Origin of the sequence: Variovorax xiamenensis (assembly GCF_050916385.1) — a bacterium.
Lineage (GTDB): Bacteria > Pseudomonadota > Gammaproteobacteria > Burkholderiales > Burkholderiaceae_C > Variovorax.
This window is the reverse complement of the sequence record NZ_CP139038.1, coordinates 5,022,929-5,039,450: the sequence shown is the minus strand read 5'-3', so window position 1 is coordinate 5,039,450 and position 16,522 is coordinate 5,022,929. Positions and strand designations below refer to the sequence as shown.

Annotated in this window: 13 protein-coding genes; 5 read left to right on the top strand and 8 right to left on the bottom strand. The window is 68.9% G+C overall.

The features are described from left to right. The 5 genes from SFB74_RS22985 to SFB74_RS22965 all read right to left on the bottom strand — a co-directional run bounded on the left by SFB74_RS22985 (position 1) and on the right by SFB74_RS22965 (position 5,516). Positions 1-999: a tripartite tricarboxylate transporter substrate binding protein gene (locus tag SFB74_RS22985; protein ID WP_432726595.1), complete on the bottom strand. Its 999-nt coding sequence runs from the start codon at positions 997-999 to the stop codon at positions 1-3. Next, a complete protein-coding gene (locus SFB74_RS22980; protein WP_432726593.1) occupies positions 996-1,805 on the bottom strand; it encodes an IclR family transcriptional regulator in 810 nt (269 codons plus the stop codon). Before SFB74_RS22980 ends, SFB74_RS22985 begins: the two co-directional genes overlap by 4 nt. Before the next feature lie 135 nt (positions 1,806-1,940). Beyond that, positions 1,941-3,677, bottom strand: coding sequence for a cobaltochelatase CobT-related protein (locus SFB74_RS22975; protein ID WP_432726592.1), 1,737 nt, complete (start codon positions 3,675-3,677; stop codon positions 1,941-1,943). Then, the gene (locus SFB74_RS22970; RefSeq protein ID WP_432726591.1) at positions 3,674-4,657 is read right to left on the bottom strand and encodes an AAA family ATPase; all 984 of its coding nucleotides are present in this window, start codon (positions 4,655-4,657) and stop codon (positions 3,674-3,676) included. Before SFB74_RS22970 ends, SFB74_RS22975 begins: the two co-directional genes overlap by 4 nt. Before the next feature lie 28 nt (positions 4,658-4,685). Then, a complete protein-coding gene (locus SFB74_RS22965; protein ID WP_432726590.1) occupies positions 4,686-5,516 on the bottom strand; it encodes an IclR family transcriptional regulator in 831 nt (276 codons plus the stop codon). 160 nt (positions 5,517-5,676) lie between these two features. Here SFB74_RS22965 and xsc point away from each other — a divergent pair, with 160 nt between their 5' ends. Further along, positions 5,677-7,500 carry a sulfoacetaldehyde acetyltransferase gene (gene xsc / locus SFB74_RS22960; protein WP_432726589.1) on the top strand — a complete coding sequence of 608 codons (1,824 nt, stop codon included), beginning with the start codon at positions 5,677-5,679 and terminating at the stop codon, positions 7,498-7,500. A 14-nt stretch (positions 7,501-7,514) separates the two neighbouring features. Beyond that, positions 7,515-8,717, top strand: a complete 1,203-nt coding sequence (locus tag SFB74_RS22955; RefSeq protein ID WP_432726588.1) for an acetate/propionate family kinase — start codon at positions 7,515-7,517, stop codon at positions 8,715-8,717. 6 nt (positions 8,718-8,723) lie between these two features. On the opposite strand, the gene SFB74_RS22950 is transcribed toward SFB74_RS22955, so the two are convergent. Beyond that, positions 8,724-9,644 (bottom strand): LysR family transcriptional regulator, encoded by a 921-nt coding sequence (locus SFB74_RS22950; protein WP_432726587.1) that lies wholly within the window; start codon positions 9,642-9,644, stop codon positions 8,724-8,726. A gap of 83 nt (positions 9,645-9,727) precedes the next feature. On the opposite strand from SFB74_RS22950, the gene SFB74_RS22945 reads away from it, so the two are divergent. Genes SFB74_RS22945 through SFB74_RS22935 form a run of 3 tightly spaced genes read left to right on the top strand, consistent with a single transcriptional unit; the run spans position 9,728 to position 14,339 of the window. Next, complete coding sequence (locus SFB74_RS22945; RefSeq protein WP_432726586.1) at positions 9,728-12,667, top strand: molybdopterin-dependent oxidoreductase; 2,940 nt, start codon at positions 9,728-9,730, stop codon at positions 12,665-12,667. Next, a complete protein-coding gene (locus SFB74_RS22940; RefSeq protein WP_432726585.1) occupies positions 12,664-13,401 on the top strand; it encodes a 4Fe-4S dicluster domain-containing protein in 738 nt (245 codons plus the stop codon). The genes SFB74_RS22945 and SFB74_RS22940 overlap by 4 nt, the downstream gene beginning before the upstream one ends. A gap of 5 nt (positions 13,402-13,406) precedes the next feature. Then, positions 13,407-14,339 (top strand): dimethyl sulfoxide reductase anchor subunit family protein, encoded by a 933-nt coding sequence (locus SFB74_RS22935; protein ID WP_432726584.1) that lies wholly within the window; start codon positions 13,407-13,409, stop codon positions 14,337-14,339. On the opposite strand, the gene SFB74_RS22930 is transcribed toward SFB74_RS22935, so the two are convergent. Together SFB74_RS22930 and SFB74_RS22925 are read right to left on the bottom strand one after the other, a co-directional pair. Further along, a complete protein-coding gene (locus SFB74_RS22930; RefSeq protein WP_432726583.1) occupies positions 14,336-15,265 on the bottom strand; it encodes an SMP-30/gluconolactonase/LRE family protein in 930 nt (309 codons plus the stop codon). The two genes, SFB74_RS22935 and SFB74_RS22930, sit on opposite strands and share 4 nt — an antisense overlap. An 80-nt stretch (positions 15,266-15,345) precedes the next feature. Beyond that, complete coding sequence (locus SFB74_RS22925) at positions 15,346-16,500, bottom strand: serine hydrolase domain-containing protein (RefSeq protein ID WP_432726581.1); 1,155 nt, start codon at positions 16,498-16,500, stop codon at positions 15,346-15,348. Between the last annotated feature and the right edge of the window lie 22 nt (positions 16,501-16,522).

Below are 16,522 nucleotides of genomic sequence, written 5' to 3'. Positions count from 1 at the left end.
TCAATCCACCTTGATGCTGGCTTCTTTCGCGAGCTTCTGCCAGCGCGGGAGTTCGGTGCTCACCACCTTGCCCAGTTGCTCGGGCGTTCCGCCCACGCCTTCGCTGCCTTGCGCGAGCAGCTTGTCGCGGATTTCCGGTTCCTTGATGACGGTATTGATCACGCGGTTGAGCTTGTCGATCGCGGGCTTCGGCGTCTTTGCAGGCACGAACACGGCGTACCAGGAGTCGACGTCGAAATCGGGAATGCCGGCCTCCTGCATCGTCGGCACGTCGGGGAAGGCCGCGCTGCGCTTGGTGGTGGAAACGGCGAGCGCCTTGAGCTTGCCGGCCTTCACGAACTGCGCGGCTGCCGGAATCGACACCCACAGCAGCGGCACCTGTCCGCCCATCACGTCGGTTACGGCCGGGCCGCCGCCGCGGTACGGCACGTGCGTCATCTGCGTGCCGGTGCGCAGCTTCAGCAGCTCGCCCGCGAGGTGCCCGGGAGAGCCGTTGCCCACCGAGGCGAAGGAGATGCTGTCAGGCTTGGCCTTGGCCAGCGCGACCAGCTCGGCCACCGTGTTCGCCGGAAACTGCGTGTTGGCCACCAGGATCTGCGGCAGCGACGCGACCATGCCCACGGGCGCGAAGTCCTTCGCGGTGTCGAAGCTCAGCTTGGCGTAGATGGCGGGGTTGATGGTGTGCGACGAGAGCGTGAAGAGCACCGTGTAGCCGTCGGGCGGCGACTTGGCCACGAGCTCGGTGCCGATGGAGCCGGCCGCGCCGCCGCGGTTGTCGATGAGCACCTGCTGACCGAGCAGGGTCGAGAAGCGCTCCTGCACGATGCGCGCGATCACGTCGGTGCCGCCGCCGGGCGGGTAGGGCACGATTAGGCGGATCGGCTTCGTCGGGTAGTCGCTGCCGTTGTCCGCCTGCGCGGCGAAGGGCGATGCGAGGGCGGTGAGTGCGGTGGCGGCCAGCAACCCGGCGCGCAGCCAGGAAGCGAAGAACAGCTTCATTCGAGTCTCCTTCTCTTTGTGATCGACATCGGCGACGGCCCGGCCGGTGCGGTGCCCACGCGATAGCCCAGCGTGACGCTGGCATCGCGCGCGCAGGCCATCAGGTGATCTGCCAGCCCGCGCGCCTGCGTGCGCGCGAAGCGGATCGAGGGCACGCTCATGCCGACGGCTGCCACGGCCTCGCCGCGTGCGTTGAGCACCGGCACGCCGAGGCCGCAGACGCCGATGCGCCATTCCTCGCGGTTCTCGGCGTAGCCGCGGGCGCGGGAGCGTTCCAGCTCGTTGAAAAGAGTGTCGAAGTCGGTGATGCTGTTCTTGGTGTGTGCCTCCAGCGTGCCGAGGCACTCCTGCAGCGCCGGCACGCCCAGGCCTGCCGCCGCGAGAAGCGCCTTGCCCGAGGCCACGCAGTACGCGGCCGCGCGGCCGCCGATGCGTGAATAGGCGGCCACGGGCAGGGGGCTGTCGAACTTGTCGAGGTAGACGATTTCGGCGCCATCGAGCACCGCGAGGTGGATGGTCTCGCCCGTGGCCTGCGCCAGTCGCGCGAGATGAGGGCGCAGCAGCGAGCCGATGTCCGATGCCTCGGAAACCATGGCGCCCAGCTCGAAGAGCCTCAGGCTCGGCCGATAGGTGCTCGTGTCCGGGTCCTGTACGGCCCAGCCGCACTCCACCAGGGTCTGCAGCGTGCGGTGCGCATTGCTGCGCGCCATGCCGAAGGCCTGGGCCAGGTCGGTGACGCGGCAGTCGCGCTGCTGGCGCACCATCCATTCGATGGCGGCGAGACCCTTGGCAAGCGTGGAGTCCATGAGGCTTCGGCTTTCATTCGTGTTCCAGATATTGGAACAGCGTTCTTGAATTTGAAACGCAATGTATGAACCCGGTGCCCCCTTTGTCAATCGGGGACTTGGATGTAGTTCCAAAGGCCTCAGCGGCTCGACGGCTCAGCGCCGATGGCGCCCCGCCATGAGTTCGGTGACTTCGCGAAAGATGGCGTTGCCGCTGGAGGTCGTCAGGTCGAGCACGTGGCTGCGGCTGTAGTAGGGGCTCAGGTCGAGGCCTACGCCGATGCCGGCGATGGCGATGTCGCCGCGCTGCTCCTGGCGCGCGATCACGTCGCGCAGGTGGTGGTCGAGGTAGTGCGCGTCGTTGGCCAGGTGCGTGGCGCTGTCCATCGGCGAGCCGTCGGAGATCGCCAGCAGCAGCTTGCGCGCCTCGCTACGCTGGCGCAGCCGCATGCAGGCCCAGTCGACGGCCTCGCCGTCGATGCCTTCGCGGAAAAGGTCGGCCTTGAGCAGCGCCGCCATCGCGGGGCGCGCGCGGCGCCATGGCGTGGCCGCGGCCTTGAAGACGATGTGGCAGCGCTCGTTGAGCCGCCCCGGATGCGGCGGCCGGCCCGCGCGCACCCACTCGCGCTGCGGGCGTCCGCCGTTCCACGCGCCGGTGGTGAAGCCCAGCACCTCGCAGGCCACGCCGGCCTGCTCGAGCGCGCGCGCGAACACGTCGACCATCATCGCGACCGATTCGGCGTGCTCCTTCATCGAGCCCGAGCAGTCGATGAGGAAGGTGACGACGCAGTCGGCGATCGGCTCCATGCGCTCGGTGCGGAACAGCCGGCGTTCGGTGGGCGAGGCCACGAGCTGCGCGAGACGGCGGCCGTCGACCAGGCCTTCTTCCTGCGCGCCGTCCCAGCCGTCGCGCTCGGGCTCGGCGAGCAGGGCGCGCAGCTCGCGCGCGAGGCGGGCGATGTTCACGCCCTGCGCGGCGATGCGACGGTCCAGACGTTCGCGATGGTCCGCGAGCACTTCCTTGCGCGCGAGCGCGGCGGCATCGTGCTCGCGGTCGTAGGCATCGAAGAAGACGCGGTATGCGCCTCCCGCGCCTTCGAGCACCTCGCTGCGGCCCGACTCGGCGGTGGTGAAGCGCTCGACGATTTCCTGGTCCATGTCGGCCACGAGGCTGAACACGCTGCGCTTGTCGTCCACATGCGCATCGCGGGCGTCTTCGCCGTCTTCCTCGCCGGCCTCGTGCAGCATCGCGGCCACCGTGCGCGCGATGGCGCGGGCGTGCACGGCGTATGCAGCCTGGTCGGCGCGGTCCTTGCGCAGCCCGGCCAATGCGTGCCCGATCAGCGGCGCGAGCGCGAAGCGCGTGGCTTCGAGCATGTCCTCGGTTTCTTCCACCACCTGCTCGCCGCTGACGCGCGCACGGCAGATCTGCGCCACGGCATACAGCAGCAGGCCGCGCGCGGTGTCGGTCAGGCCCGAGTGATGGAAAGCCAGCGACCACTGCTCGTGCCGGTGCCGCAGGTTGTGCCGCATGCCGGCCATGAGTTCGGGCGCGAGCGCTTCCACGCGGAACTGCTCGAGCATCTCGAACAGCATGCGCTCGACCGGCTCCTCGGGGCGCAGGCTTTCGTGCAGCGCGGCGTCCGATGCGGTGAGCCGCAGTGCGAGGCCGTCGGCCACGCCGCGAAAGGACGCGAAGTCGTCGGTCTCCGGCGATGGGTGCAGGTGCGGCGCGAACCACGGAAGCGCGGCGCGGCCACGATGCAGCCGCCGTCCGCGAAAGTGCAGGTCGCGCTCGCCGCTGAATGCGCGGACCACGCCCGCGCAGAGCTCCGCGACGAGCTCTTCCTGCCGCACGCGGCGCTGCATCGCGCTCGCGGGCCCTGCGTTCATTCGCGCGAATCCGGCGAGAGCTGGTGCGACTCCTTCAGTTCGCGGTCGAAGCAGCGCTGGAAATACTCCGCCACCAGCGGGCGCTCCGCGTCGTCGCACTTGTTGACGAAGGAAAGGCGGAAGGCCAGCGCCGGGTCTCTGAAGATCTCGACGTTCTCGGCCCAGGTGATGACGGTGCGCGGCGACATCAGCGTCGAGAGGTCACCCGCCGCGAAGCCCTTGCGCGTGAGGTCGGCCACGGCAACCATCGACGCCACCAGCTTCGTGCCCGCCGCGTCGGCCAGCGAAGGCACGCGCGCCTGCACGATGGCGATCTCCTCCGCGGCCGGCAGGTAGTCGAGCGAGGCCACGATGTTCCAGCGGTCGATCTGCGCGTGGTTGAGCCGCTGCGCGCCGTGGTACAGCCCGTTGAGATTGCCCAGGCCCACGGTGTTGGCCGTGGCGAACAGGCGGAAGAAGGGGTGCGGGCGCAGCACCCGGTTCTGGTCCATCAGCGTGAACTTGCCGTCGCGCTCCAGGATGCGCTGGATGACGAACATCACGTCGGGCCGGCCCGCGTCGTACTCGTCGAAGATCAGCGCCACCGGCCGCTGAAGAGCCCAGGGCACGATGCCTTCCTGGAACTCGGTGACCTGCTTGCCCTCGCGCAGCACCACCGCGTCCTTGCCGACGAGGTCGAGCCGGCTGATGTGGCCGTCGAGGTTCAGGCGCACGCAGGGCCAGTTCAGGCGCGCCGCTACCTGCTCGATGTGGGTCGATTTGCCGGTGCCGTGCAGGCCCTGAACCATCACGCGCCGGTCGCGCGTGAAGCCCGCGAGGATGGCGAGCGTCACGTCGGGGTTGAAGCGGTAGACCGCATCGATCTCTGGCACGTGGTCGTCGCGCTCGTCGAAGGCGGGCACGCGCAGGTCGGAGTCGATGCCGAACACCTCGCGCACGCTGAGCATCCTGTCGGGTCGAAGGTCGGCGGTGTCGGTCATGGCGGCTCTCGGGAAATATGGGTTCGATTCAGGCCAGTGCGCGGTCGGAGGCCGCGTCGGCATCGATGCGGCTCAGTGCCTGCGCGGCGCGCTGCAGCGCGGGCAGCAGCGTCTTCGCCTTGGCGGCGTCCAGCCGCATCACCGGCGCCTGCACCGCGATGCAGAGATTGGAGGGCGCGTCGTCGCCCGAGGGCACCAGCGTGGCGATGCACAGCAGGCCGGGCAGGAACTCTTCGTGGTCGATGGCGTAGCCGTCCTTGCGCACGCGCTGCACTTCCTTCTCCAGCGCCTCGGGGTCGGTCAGCGTCCTTTGCGTGTAAGGCTCCAGCGGCGCGTGCGACAGCAGCCGGCGGCGCTGCGCCGCGCTCATCTGCGAGAGAAAGATCTTGCCGCTGGCAGAGCAATGCACCGGCACGCGCGAGCCCGAGTGCAGGTAGAAGCGCAGCGGCGCGGCGGTTTCCACGCGGTCGAGATAGACGACCTCGCTGCCCGAGAGGGCCGTGAGGTTGCAGCTCTCGCCGATTTCCTCCACCAGCTGGCGCAGCACCGTGTGGCGCGCGCCGTGCAGGCTGTCGTTGAGCAGCAGGTTCTCGGCCAGCCGCCGCAGCCGTGTGCCGATGCCGTAGTGCCGCCCGTCACCCTCGCGCTGCAGCAGGCCCGCGCCTTCGAGCTGCTGGAGCATCCGGTGCAGCGTGGGCTTGGGCAGGCCGGTTTCTTCCACCAGGCCCTGCAGCGAGTAGCGCTGGTCCTTCGCGGCCATGACTTCGAGCAGCGCGAACAGGCGCATGGTGGGCGTGTCGCCCGCCGGTTCCTGCGCTTCCGGAGTGAGGCCTTTGACGATTTTCATGGCGCGGATCATATGCGTTTCACAAAAAAAGAGACAAGACGTTCCGATTTTTGTAAATTGTTTGACGCAAGGCGGATGGCGTCCTATATTCCGCCGAAACGAATTCCGGAACAAGAAGTTCCGACTTTTCGCGCTTCAACCCACAGCCACATCCCTTCAGGAGACGCCTTCCATGAGCCAGAAGCAACCCGCCGCACCCACCCGCGAAGCCGTCAAGGGCGTGCAGAAGATGACGCCCTCCGAGGCCTTCGTCGAAACCATGGTCGCCAACGGCGTGACCGACATCTTCGGCATCATGGGCTCGGCCTTCATGGACGCGATGGACATCTTCGCGCCCGCCGGCATCCGCCTGATTCCGGTGGTGCACGAGCAGGGCGGCGCCCACATGGCCGACGGCTATGCGCGCGTGTCGGGCCGCCACGGCCTCGTGATCGGCCAGAACGGCCCCGGCATCAGCAACTGCGTGACGGCCGTCGCGGCCGCCTACTGGGCGCACAGCCCGGTCGTGATGATCACGCCCGAGACCGGCACCATGGGCATGGGCCTCGGCGGCTTCCAGGAGGCCAACCAGCTGCCGATGTTCCAGGAGTTCACCAAGTACCAGGGCCACGTGAACAACCCCAAGCGCATGGCCGAGTACACGGCGCGCTGCTTCGACCGCGCCATCTCCGAGATGGGGCCCACGCAGCTGAACATTCCGCGCGACTACTTCTACGGCGAGATCCAGTGCGAGATCCCGAAGCCGATGCGCGTGGAGCGCGGCGCGGGCGGCGAGAACAGCCTGAATGCGGCCGTCGAACTGCTGGCCTCGGCCAAGTTCCCGGTGATCCTCTCGGGCGGCGGCGTGGTCATGGGCGATGCGGTGGAGGAGTGCAAGGCACTCGCCGAGCGCCTGGGCGCGCCAGTGGCCAACGGCTACCTGCGCAACGACTCCTTCCCCGCGAGCCATCCGCTGTGGGCCGGCCCGCTGGGCTACCAGGGCTCCAAGGCCGCGATGAAGCTGATCGCGCAGGCCGACGTGGTGCTCGCGCTCGGCTCGCGCATGGGCCCCTTCGGGACGCTGCCGCAGCACGGCATGGACTACTGGCCCAAGGAGGCCAAGATCATCCAGGTCGAGGCCGACCACACCAACCTGGGCCTGGTTAAGAAGATCACCGTGGGCATCCACGGCGACGCCAAGGCCACGGCCAAGGAGTTGCTCAAGCGCCTGCAGGGCAAGACGCTGGCCTGCGACGCCACCAAGGCCGAGCGCGCCGACAAGATCAAGGCCGAGAAGGCCGCGTGGGAGAAAGAGCTCGACGAGTGGACCCATGAGCGCGACCAGTTCAGCCTCGACGCCATCGAGGAAGCCAAGGGCGAGAAGACGCCCACTGGCGGCAGCTACCTGCATCCGCGCCAGGTGCTGCGCGAGCTCGAGAAGGCCATGCCGCCGCGCGTGATGGTCTCGACCGACATCGGCAACATCAACGCCATCGCCAACAGCTATCTGCGCTTCGAGGAGCCGCGCAGCTTCTTCGCGCCGATGAGTTTCGGCAACTGTGGCTACTCGCTGCCCACCATGATCGGCGCCAAGTGCGCGGCGCCCGACCGCCCGGCCGTGGCCTATGCCGGCGACGGCGCATGGGGCATGAGCATGGTCGAGATCATGACGGCGGTGCGCCACGACATCCCGGTGACGGCGGTGGTCTTCCACAACCGCCAGTGGGGCGCCGAGAAGAAGAACCAGGTCGACTTCTACAACCGCCGCTTCGTGGCCGGCGAACTCGAGAGCGAGAGCTTCGCGGGCATCGCCAAGGCCATGGGCGCCGAAGGCATCGTGGTCGACAGGCTCGAGGACGTGGGCCCGGCGCTGAAGAAGGCCATCGACATGCAGATGAACGAAGGCAAGACCTGCGTGATCGAGATCATGTGCACGCGCGAGCTGGGCGACCCCTTCCGCCGCGACGCGCTGTCGAAGCCGGTACGATTCCTCGACAAGTACAAGGACTACGTCTGAACTCAAGCCACTTCATGACCGGTTCGCTGCTGACGCTCAACGCGGGCTCGTCTTCCATCAAGGTCGCGTTGTTCGACGCGGCAGGCGATGGCGATGCCCCGCTGCCGGCGGCGCGCTGGTCGGGGCAGGCCGACGGGCTCGGCGCGGGCCTGAAGGCGCGGCTGCGCGTGCGCGACGGCGAGGGGCAGACGCTGCACGACACGCCGCTCGAAGGCGCGCAAGCCTCGCACCAGGGCGCGCTCGCGGCCCTGCTCGACTGGCATGCGAAGCAGTCGGGAGGAGGGCGCATCGCCGCGGTCGGTCATCGCATCGTGCATGGCGGCGCGGACTTCGTGGCCCCGGTGCGCATCGATGCGGCCGTGCTCGATGCGCTGGCGCAGGTGGAGCCGCTGGCACCGCTGCACCAGCCGCACAACCTCGCGGGCGTGCGCGCGGCGATGGCTGCGTTCGACGGCGTGCCGCAGGTGGCGTGCTTCGACACCGCCTTCCATGCGGTGCAGCCCGAGATCAACCGCCGCTTCGCGCTGCCGCGCGCGCTGCACGACGCTGGCGTGCGGCGCTACGGCTTCCATGGCCTTTCCTACGAGTCGATCGTCGCGCAGTTCGCGGGCATCGCACCCGAACTGGCGCAGCGGCGCGTGATCGTTGCGCACCTGGGCAACGGCGCGTCGATGTGCGCCATCGCGCAGGGCCGATCGGTCGCGACGACCATGACTTTTTCTCCGCTCGACGGCCTGACGATGGGCACGCGCTGCGGCCATATCGACGCGGCCGTCGTGCTGTACCTGATGCGCTCGCAGGGCATGTCGGCCGACAAGGTCGAGGCGCTGCTGTTCCGCGAATCGGGGCTGCTCGGCATCTCGGGCGTGTCCAGCGACATGCGCGTGCTGGAGGCTTCCGCCGAGCCTGCCGCGGCGGAAGCCATCGGCCACTTTGCGGAGCAGGTGGTGCAGCACATGGGCAGCCTCGCGGCGGCGTTGCGTGGAGTCGATGCGATCGTGTTCACCGGCGGCATCGGCGAGAACGGCGCCGCGCTGCGCGAACGCATCCTCGAAGACTGCGAATGGATGGGCGTGGATGTCGATGCCACCGCGAACCGCAGCGGCGCTGCGCGGCTGACGACGGCCGAGAGCCCCGTCAGTGCATGGGTGCTGCGCACCGATGAAGAAGCCGTGATCGCGCGGCACACGGCGCGCGTGCTGCGAGCGGCCGGCTGACGGCTCCTAGCGGCGCGGCACGATGGCGCCGCAGTGGCGCAGGAAGTCGGCCGTTGCGCGGCCCAGCAGCTTGTCGCGATGCATCACCGTCGCGAGCCGCCGCACTCCTGCCGGCAGCCGCGTGCGCAGCTCGACCAGATGCCCGTCTTCCAGCGCCTGCGCCACCGTGTAGCGCGAGAGGCACGCGAGCCCGGTGCCCGATGCCACCACCCGTTTGATGGCCTCGGTGCTGCCCAGCTCGAAGCCCACGTGCACCTGCTCCAGGTTCTGGATCAGCCATGCGTCCGTTACCTGCCGCGTGCCCGAGCCGTGCTCGCGCAGCACCCACGTCGCTTGCGAAAGCTGCCTGTGCGTGGCGATGCGCCCCGCCAGCTCGTGGCCTGGCGCGGCGACGATCACGAGTTCGTCCTCGCGCCAGGCGCGCACCACGAGGTCGGGGTGCGTCTGCGGGCCTTCGATGAAGCCCACGTCCACGTCGAAGCCCGCGACCGCCTCGATCACGTCGTGCGTGTTCGCGATGTGCAGGTGCACCTGGCTCTGCGGATGCTGCGCGGTCCAGGTCGAAACCCGCTCTGGCAGCAGGTATTCGCCGATGGTGAAGCTGGCCGCCACACGCAGCGGCGCCGCATGCTCGCCGCTGAAGAGCGCCTCGACCTCGGCCGCCTGGTCGAGCAGCGCCTGTGCCTTGGGCAGCAGCGCGCGGCCGTTCTCGTTGAGCACCAGCCGGCGGCCGAGCCGGTCGAAGAGCTGCACGCCCACGGAAGACTCCAGGTCGGCCAGCGCGCTGCTCGCGGCCGATTGAGAGCGCGCGATGCGGTCGGCCGCGGCGCGGGTGCTGCCTTCGCGCGCCGTGGCGACGAACACCTCGAGCTGCCGCAGGTTGAGGCGCAGGCGCTGGCTGGAGGACTGATCTGTTTTTCCGGTCATGGTGAGCGATATTCTCTGCTTTTTCGTTTGATCGAGGCTGCATACCATCGAGCGAACCCCGCCTGAAAACAAAGGACCGCCAAGTGTTCAGCTTCCTGTCTCGCGAGCCCGTGCACGACCCGCTGGTCGCGCCCACGCCCACGGCCGACACCACGGTCAAGACCACCACCTGCTACATGTGCGCCTGCCGCTGCGGCATCCGCGTGCACCTGCGCGAGGGCGAGAAGGGCCCCGAGGTCCGCTACATCGACGGCAACCCGAACCACCCGCTGAACCAGGGCGTGATCTGCGCCAAGGGTTCCTCGGGGATCATGAAGCAGGTGTCGCCCGCGCGCATCGCGCAGCCGCTGCTGCGCAAGGCCGGCAGCGAACGCGGCGCGGGCGAGTTCGAGCCGATCAGCTGGGAGCGCGCCTACGACATCCTGACCGATCGCCTCGCCAAGATCCGCGCCACCGATCCGAAGAAGTTCGCGCTCTTCACTGGGCGCGACCAGATGCAGGCACTCACGGGCCTCTTCGCGCGGCAGTTCGGCACGCCCAACTACGCGGCGCACGGCGGCTTCTGCTCGGTCAACATGGCGGCGGGAATGATCTACACCATCGGCGGCAGCTTCTGGGAGTTCGGCGGCCCCGACCTCGAGCGCGCCAAGCTCTTCGTGATGATCGGCACGGCCGAGGACCATCACAGTAACCCGATGAAGATCGCCATCAGCAAGTTCAAGCGCGCTGGCGGTCGTTTCATCTCCATCAACCCGGTGCGCACCGGCTATTCGGCGATCGCCGACGAGTGGATTCCGATCAAGCCCGGCACCGACGGCGCGCTGTTCATGGCGCTGCTGCACGAGCTGATCGGCAACGAGCTGGTGGACCACGCCTTCCTCAAGCGCTTCACCAACGCGCCGCAGTTGGTGGTGCTCGACGACTGCGAGCGCGAGGGGCTGTTCGCCTTCGATCCCGAGCGCGGCCCGCCGGGCGACGGCCGCAACCCGCACAACAAGCTGGTGTGGGACAAGGCCAGTGGCAGCGTGAAGCCCGCGTATCCCGAAGGCATTGCCGACGGCTGCGATCCGGCGCTCGAAGGCCATTACACGCTGGCCGATGGAACGCGCGTCGCGCCCTCGTTCCAGCTGCTGCGCGAGCGCGTGGCGAGCTGCACGCCCGAATGGGCGCAGGCCATCACCGGCATCGACGCGGCGCGCATCCGCAAGCTGGCGCGCGAGATGGGCGAGACGGCGCTGAAGCAGGCCTTCGAGCTGCCGATCCCGTGGACCGACGCGTGGGGCAAGAAGCACGAGACCACGCAGGCGCGCCCCGTGGCCTTCCACGCAATGCGCGGGCTGGCGGCGCACTCCAACGGCTTCCAGACGGTGCGTGCGTTGGCCGTGCTGATGAGCGTGCTTGGCACCATCGACGCGCCGGGCGGCTTCAGGCACAAGGCGCCGTACCCGCGCCACATCGTGCCGAACTACCGCGCGTTCAACGACCCCGGCATGATCCAGCCGAACACGCCGCTCAACGCCGCGCCGCTGGGCTTTCCGGCCAGCCCCGACGAGCTGGCGATCAACCCCGACGGCTCGCCGATCCGCATCGACCACGCGTTCTCCTGGGAGCACCCTCTGTCGGCGCACGGGCTGATGCACAACGTGATCACCAACGCGGTGAAGGGCGACCCGTATCGCATCGACACGCTGCTGATCTTCATGGCCAACATGGCCTGGAACTCCAGCATGAACACGATGGCGGTGCGCGAGATGCTCAACCGCAAGGACGAGAAAGGCGAGCACATGATCCCCTTCCTGGTGGTGTGCGACGCCTTCCAGAGCGAGACCGTGGCATTCGCCGACCTCGTGCTGCCCGACACCACCTACCTGGAGCGGCACGACGTGATGGGCATGCTCGACCGGCCCATTTCCGAATTCGACGGGCCGGTGGATTCGGTGCGCATTCCGGTGGTGCCGCCCACGGGGCAGTGCAAGCCGTTCCAGGAGGTGCTGATCGAGCTGGCTTCGCGGCTGAAGTTTCCGGCCTTCACCACGCCCGAGGGCGGGCGCAAGTACAGCGGCTACCCCGACTTCATCGTCAACTTCGAGCCGCAGCCGGGCATCGGCTTTCTCATGGGCTGGCGCGGCAAGGACGGCACCGAGCACCTGCGCGGCGCGCCCAATCCGAAGCAGTGGGAGGCCTACGAGAAGAACAACTGCGTGTTCCAGTACCACATGCCCGAGACCATGCACTTCATGCGCAACTGGAACCGGGAGTACCTCGACTTCGCGAAGGACAAGGGCTGGCGCCAGCGCAACGACCCCGTGCAGCTGGCGCTTTACTCCGACACGCTGCAGAGCTTCAGGCTCGCCGCGCAGGGCAAGAGCCCGGGGCGGCAGCCGCCCGACGCGCTGCGCGAGCGCATCGACACATATTTCGATCCGCTGCCCTTCTGGTATCCGCCACTCGAAGAAGCGGCTACCGACCTCGAAGCGTTTCCGCTCAACGCGCTCACGCAGCGGCCGATGGCGATGTACCACTCGTGGGACTCCCAGAACGCCTGGCTCAGGCAGATCCACAGCCACAACTACCTGCATGTGAACCCGGTGACCGCGCAAGCCGCGGGCATCGCCGACGGCGGCTGGTGCTGGGTGGAGAGCCGCTGGGGCAAGGTGCGCTGCATGCTGCGCCACAGCGAGGCGGTGGAGCCCGGCACGGTGTGGACCTGGAACGCCATCGGCAAGGCCGACGGTGCATGGCAGCTCGCGCCGGGCGCGGACGAGGCGCGCAAGGGCTTCCTGCTGAACCACCTGATCAGCGAGGAGCTGCCCTGCGCAGGCACCGCGAGCGGGACCATCAGCAACTCCGACCCGATCACCGGGCAGGCCGGCTGGTACGACGTGCGCGTGCGCATACGGCCGGCCGAACCGGGCGAGCCTGAAGAGAGCTATCCGCAGATGGCGAGCATGCCGGCGGTGCCCGGCGTGCTCGGCAAGGCGGCGAGCGTGTTGACCTACTTCGCGGGGAGGGCGCGGAAATGATGCAGTGGCTCAAGGACCTGATGGCGCCGGCTCCGGCCTTCGTGCCGTCGCCCGCGGGCGGCAGCCGGCGCGCCGAGCAGGGCGAGACGCTCGCCAAGCAGCTCGCGCTGGTCATCGACCTCAACGTCTGCGTCGGCTGCCATGCCTGCGTGACCTCGTGCAAGCAATGGAACACCTCCGGCAGCGCGGGCCCGCTGGCCGATGAGCGGCCCTACGCCGCCAACCCCACCGGCACCTTCTTCAACCGCGTGCAGACCTACGAGGCCGGCGAGTTCCCGGTCACCGAGACCATCCACTTCCCCAAGAGCTGCCTGCATTGCGAAGACCCGCCCTGCGTGCCCGTGTGCCCCACGGGCGCGAGCTACAAGCGCAAGGAAGACGGCATCGTGCTGGTCGACTACGACAAGTGCATCGGCTGCAAGTACTGCGCATGGGCCTGCCCCTACGGCGCCCGAGAGCTCGACGAGGAACGCCAGGTCATGACCAAGTGCACGTTGTGCGTGGACCGAATCCATGACGAGCAATTGCCCAAGGAAGACCGCAAGCCCGCCTGCGTGAAGGCCTGCCCGACCGGCGCGCGGCTCTTCGGCGACGTGAAGGACCCGGACTCGGAAGTGTCGAAGGCGATCCGCGAGCGCGGCGGCTACCAGCTCATGCCCGAGTGGGAGACCAGCCCGGCCAACCGCTACCTGCCACGGCGCATCACGCCCGCAGGGCAGGACGCACAGGAATAAGCCGCATGCATCCCGCCTTCTCCATTCTTTTCTTCACCACGCTGGCCGGCGCTGCGCAGGGGCTGGTGTTCGCGCTCGCGCTGGCGGTGCTCTTCGGGCTCGAACTGGCGCCGGGTTTCCTTGGCCTGGCGCTGGGCGTGGCCGAAGTGCTTCTCGTGGCAGGACTCGCCGCCTCGTTCATGCACCTGGGCCGCAAGACGCGTGCATGGCGCGCGGTGCTGATGTGGCGCACCTCGTGGATGTCGCGCGAGGTGATCGTGCTGCCGGCCTTCATCGCGCTGGTGGCGGTGTGGTGGCTGTCGCTGCGGGCCGGCATGGGGGCGCCGTGGTCGTGGCTGCTGCCCTTGTTCGCGCTGTGGGGCGCCGTGCTGCTCTGGTACTGCACGGCGATGATCTACGCCTGCCTGCGCTTCATCGAGGAATGGGCGCATCCACTGACCATCGTCAATTTCACGCTGATCGGTCTGTCTTCGGGGCTGGTGCTGGCTTGCGCGATGGCGGCGCTGGCCGGCGAGTCTCGCTTCGTGCAGGTGTTCGGGCCGTATGCGCTCGTCGCAACCCTCGCTGCGTGGGCCGCGCGCGGCACGGCGCTCAGGCGCAACGCGGGCATTCGCCACAAGTCGACGCTGCAGTCCGCCACGGGCATCCGCACGCAGAAGCTGGTGCAGAAGTCGATGGGCATGTCGGCCGGCTCGTTCAACACGCGCGAGTTCTTCCATGGCGCGTCTCTGGCGGCGCTGAAGAAAATGAAGCTGGGCTTCCAGTTGCTGGCCTTCGTGCTGCCCATGCTGCTGCTGGTCTGGGGCATTGCCGGCGCAGGTGTGCTGCCTTGGCTGCTCGCTGCGCTGGTGCAGGCGCCGGGGCTGCTGGCCGAGCGCTGGTTCTTCTTCGCGCAGGCCCGGCATCCGCAGAACCTGTACTACCAGGTCGTTTCCTAAGCCTCGAAGTTCAGTGCGAGGCCGGGTGTCGGCCAGTCGTCGATGGCAACGAGCCGCCCGCTGCCAGAGAGCGTGACGTAGGCCGTGCGCCGCTCGCGCCCGCCGAAGCAGATGTTGGTGGTGTAGCGGTCGGGCAGCGGCACGTGTTCGACCGTGCTGCCGTCGGGCGCCACGATGCTGATGCCGCCGTGCAGCAGTGTCGCCACGCAGAGGTTGCCCAGCGCGTCGACCGCCATCGAGTCGAAGCGCTGGTAGTGTCCGCCCGGCGAGGCGCAGAGCATGCGGCCGCCGTGCGGTGAGGGCCAGCCGTCCTTGCGCACGCGGCCCGGCGCGGTGATGTCGAAGGCCCAGACGCGGGCGCCCTCGGTCTCGGCGTAGTAGAGCGTGCCGCCGTCGGGCGAAAGCGCAATGCCGTTGGGCGTCATCACCGGCCGCGCGATCACGCCGGCGGCACTGCCGTCGGCATGGCCGTAGAACAGGCCGCCGCGGTCCATGTCGCGCTCGCGCACCTTGCCGAGGTCGGTGAAGTAGAACCCGCCCTGCGCGTCGAACACGATGTCGTTGGGGCCGCACAGCGCGCCGCCGTCGATCATGTCGTACAGGCGCTCGGCGCGGCCGGTGGCGAGGTTCACGCGCTCGATGCGTCCGCCCGAATAGTCCTCGGCCTGCCCGATGGGCCGCAGGCAGCCGTCGGCTTCGGTGTGCCATCTGAAGCCGCCGTTGTTGCAGACATAGACGGCTCCGTCGGGGCCGATGGCCGCACCGTTCGGCCCGCCGCCCAGGTCGGCGACCACTTGCACCAGCCCGTCGGCGCGCACCCGCGTGAGCGTGCCGCGCGCAATCTCGACCAGCAGCACGGAGCCGTCGTCCATGGCGATCGGACCTTCGGGAAACTGCAGGCCGGCGGCGAGTTCGCGGATGCGCATCGGGGCTCCTCGGTGATCGGGCGGGTCTCCAGTTTGCGCCAGTTCGTCGCGCTGCGTTGCGTCGTGTCGCGTCGTTTGCTTCAGCGCAGCAGCGCCTGCAGCCACGCGATGCGGCGCAACCTCATCACGAAGCTGCAGCGGCTGAGCCGGCAGCGCAGTTGCGCGAAGAGCGGCTTGGCGGTGGGCGCGTCGCTGTTCAGGCCGGCCATGAGCCTGTCGAGCATCGCGGAGGCACGCGGGCTGTCGCTGCCCTGGCCGGCGAGCGACAGCGCGAAGCTCGCGCTGCCGCCGTCGGTGTCGATGACGGCGTCCGATTGCGCCTCGGCCAGCGAGGCTTCGGCGCCGCGTGCGTGTCGAAGCACGGGCCGTCCCTGGACGAGCGCGCCCGTCCATCCGAGCGCATAGCTGCCGGGCGAGAGACCGCGCAGGCGCTCCACGTAGCCGAAGGGCAGGGGCGTGGAGTCGCCCTGCAATGCGCGCAGGTGCCAGCGCAGCCAGCCCGCGTAGGTCGAGGCCGTGGTGGCGAAGCGGCCGGCCGGCATGATCGCGTCGAGCCAGGCCTGCGGGCTGGAGGGGCCGCGCGCGTCGGCTTCGCGCCAGGTGCCGGCAATGCCGAGCGGATGGGCCAGCTCCTGCTCGAACATCGCGCGGTAGCTCAGGCCCGTGGCGCGTTCCATCATCGTGGTCGCGAGGGCGTAGCCCGCGTTCGAATACAGGAAACCGGTGTTCTCGCCCGCGGGCGGCTGCCGCACCAGCCAGCGCGCGAAGAAGAGGCGACGCCCGGCATCGGTAGTGGGCAGGGCGCCGGCCGGGACGGCCTCCGGAAGAACGGCCAGGAAGCCGCGGAACTCGTCTTCGGTGGTGAAGGCCGGCAGGCCGGCACGATGCGCGAGAAGGTCTTCGAGCGTCACGTTGCGATAGGCCGGCAGCATCATGCGCCGCAGCTCGGGCAGGGCCTCGGCGATGCGCGTGTTCCAGCGCAGGGCACCGCGTTCGACCAGGCGCGCGGCGATCACGGCCGTCATCGCCTTCGCGTCGGCGCCGACCGGAAAGAGCACCCTGGCGCCGGCCAGGCCGGGTCCGCCGAAGTCGCCGTCCGCTGCGGTGACATGGCCCGTCACGGCGTCGGCGCGCTGTTGCAGGCCCGGGGCCGCCGGCTGCGGGCCGGCATCGTGGTTGCCGCACGCCGACAGGAACGCGGCGGCGACGAGCAGGGTTGCGAAGGCGGTGTTCACTCTGTGCGACTCCGTTTTGCGC

Bases quoted from the DNA above. Each gene is read 5' to 3' on its own strand.
- SFB74_RS22985 (WP_432726595.1), bottom strand. From the start codon at position 999: ATGAAGCTGTTCTTCGCTTCCTGGCTGCGCGCCGGGTTGCTGGCCGCC.
- SFB74_RS22980 (WP_432726593.1), bottom strand. From the start codon at position 1,805: ATGGACTCCACGCTTGCCAAGGGTCTCGCCGCCATCGAATGGATGGTG.
- SFB74_RS22975 (WP_432726592.1), bottom strand. From the start codon at position 3,677: ATGAACGCAGGGCCCGCGAGCGCGATGCAGCGCCGCGTGCGGCAGGAA.
- SFB74_RS22970 (WP_432726591.1), bottom strand. From the start codon at position 4,657: ATGACCGACACCGCCGACCTTCGACCCGACAGGATGCTCAGCGTGCGC.
- SFB74_RS22965 (WP_432726590.1), bottom strand. From the start codon at position 5,516: ATGATCCGCGCCATGAAAATCGTCAAAGGCCTCACTCCGGAAGCGCAG.
- xsc (WP_432726589.1), top strand. From the start codon at position 5,677: ATGAGCCAGAAGCAACCCGCCGCACCCACCCGCGAAGCCGTCAAGGGC.
- SFB74_RS22955 (WP_432726588.1), top strand. From the start codon at position 7,515: ATGACCGGTTCGCTGCTGACGCTCAACGCGGGCTCGTCTTCCATCAAG.
- SFB74_RS22950 (WP_432726587.1), bottom strand. From the start codon at position 9,644: ATGACCGGAAAAACAGATCAGTCCTCCAGCCAGCGCCTGCGCCTCAAC.
- SFB74_RS22940 (WP_432726585.1), top strand. From the start codon at position 12,664: ATGATGCAGTGGCTCAAGGACCTGATGGCGCCGGCTCCGGCCTTCGTG.
- SFB74_RS22935 (WP_432726584.1), top strand. From the start codon at position 13,407: ATGCATCCCGCCTTCTCCATTCTTTTCTTCACCACGCTGGCCGGCGCT.
- SFB74_RS22930 (WP_432726583.1), bottom strand. From the start codon at position 15,265: ATGCGCATCCGCGAACTCGCCGCCGGCCTGCAGTTTCCCGAAGGTCCG.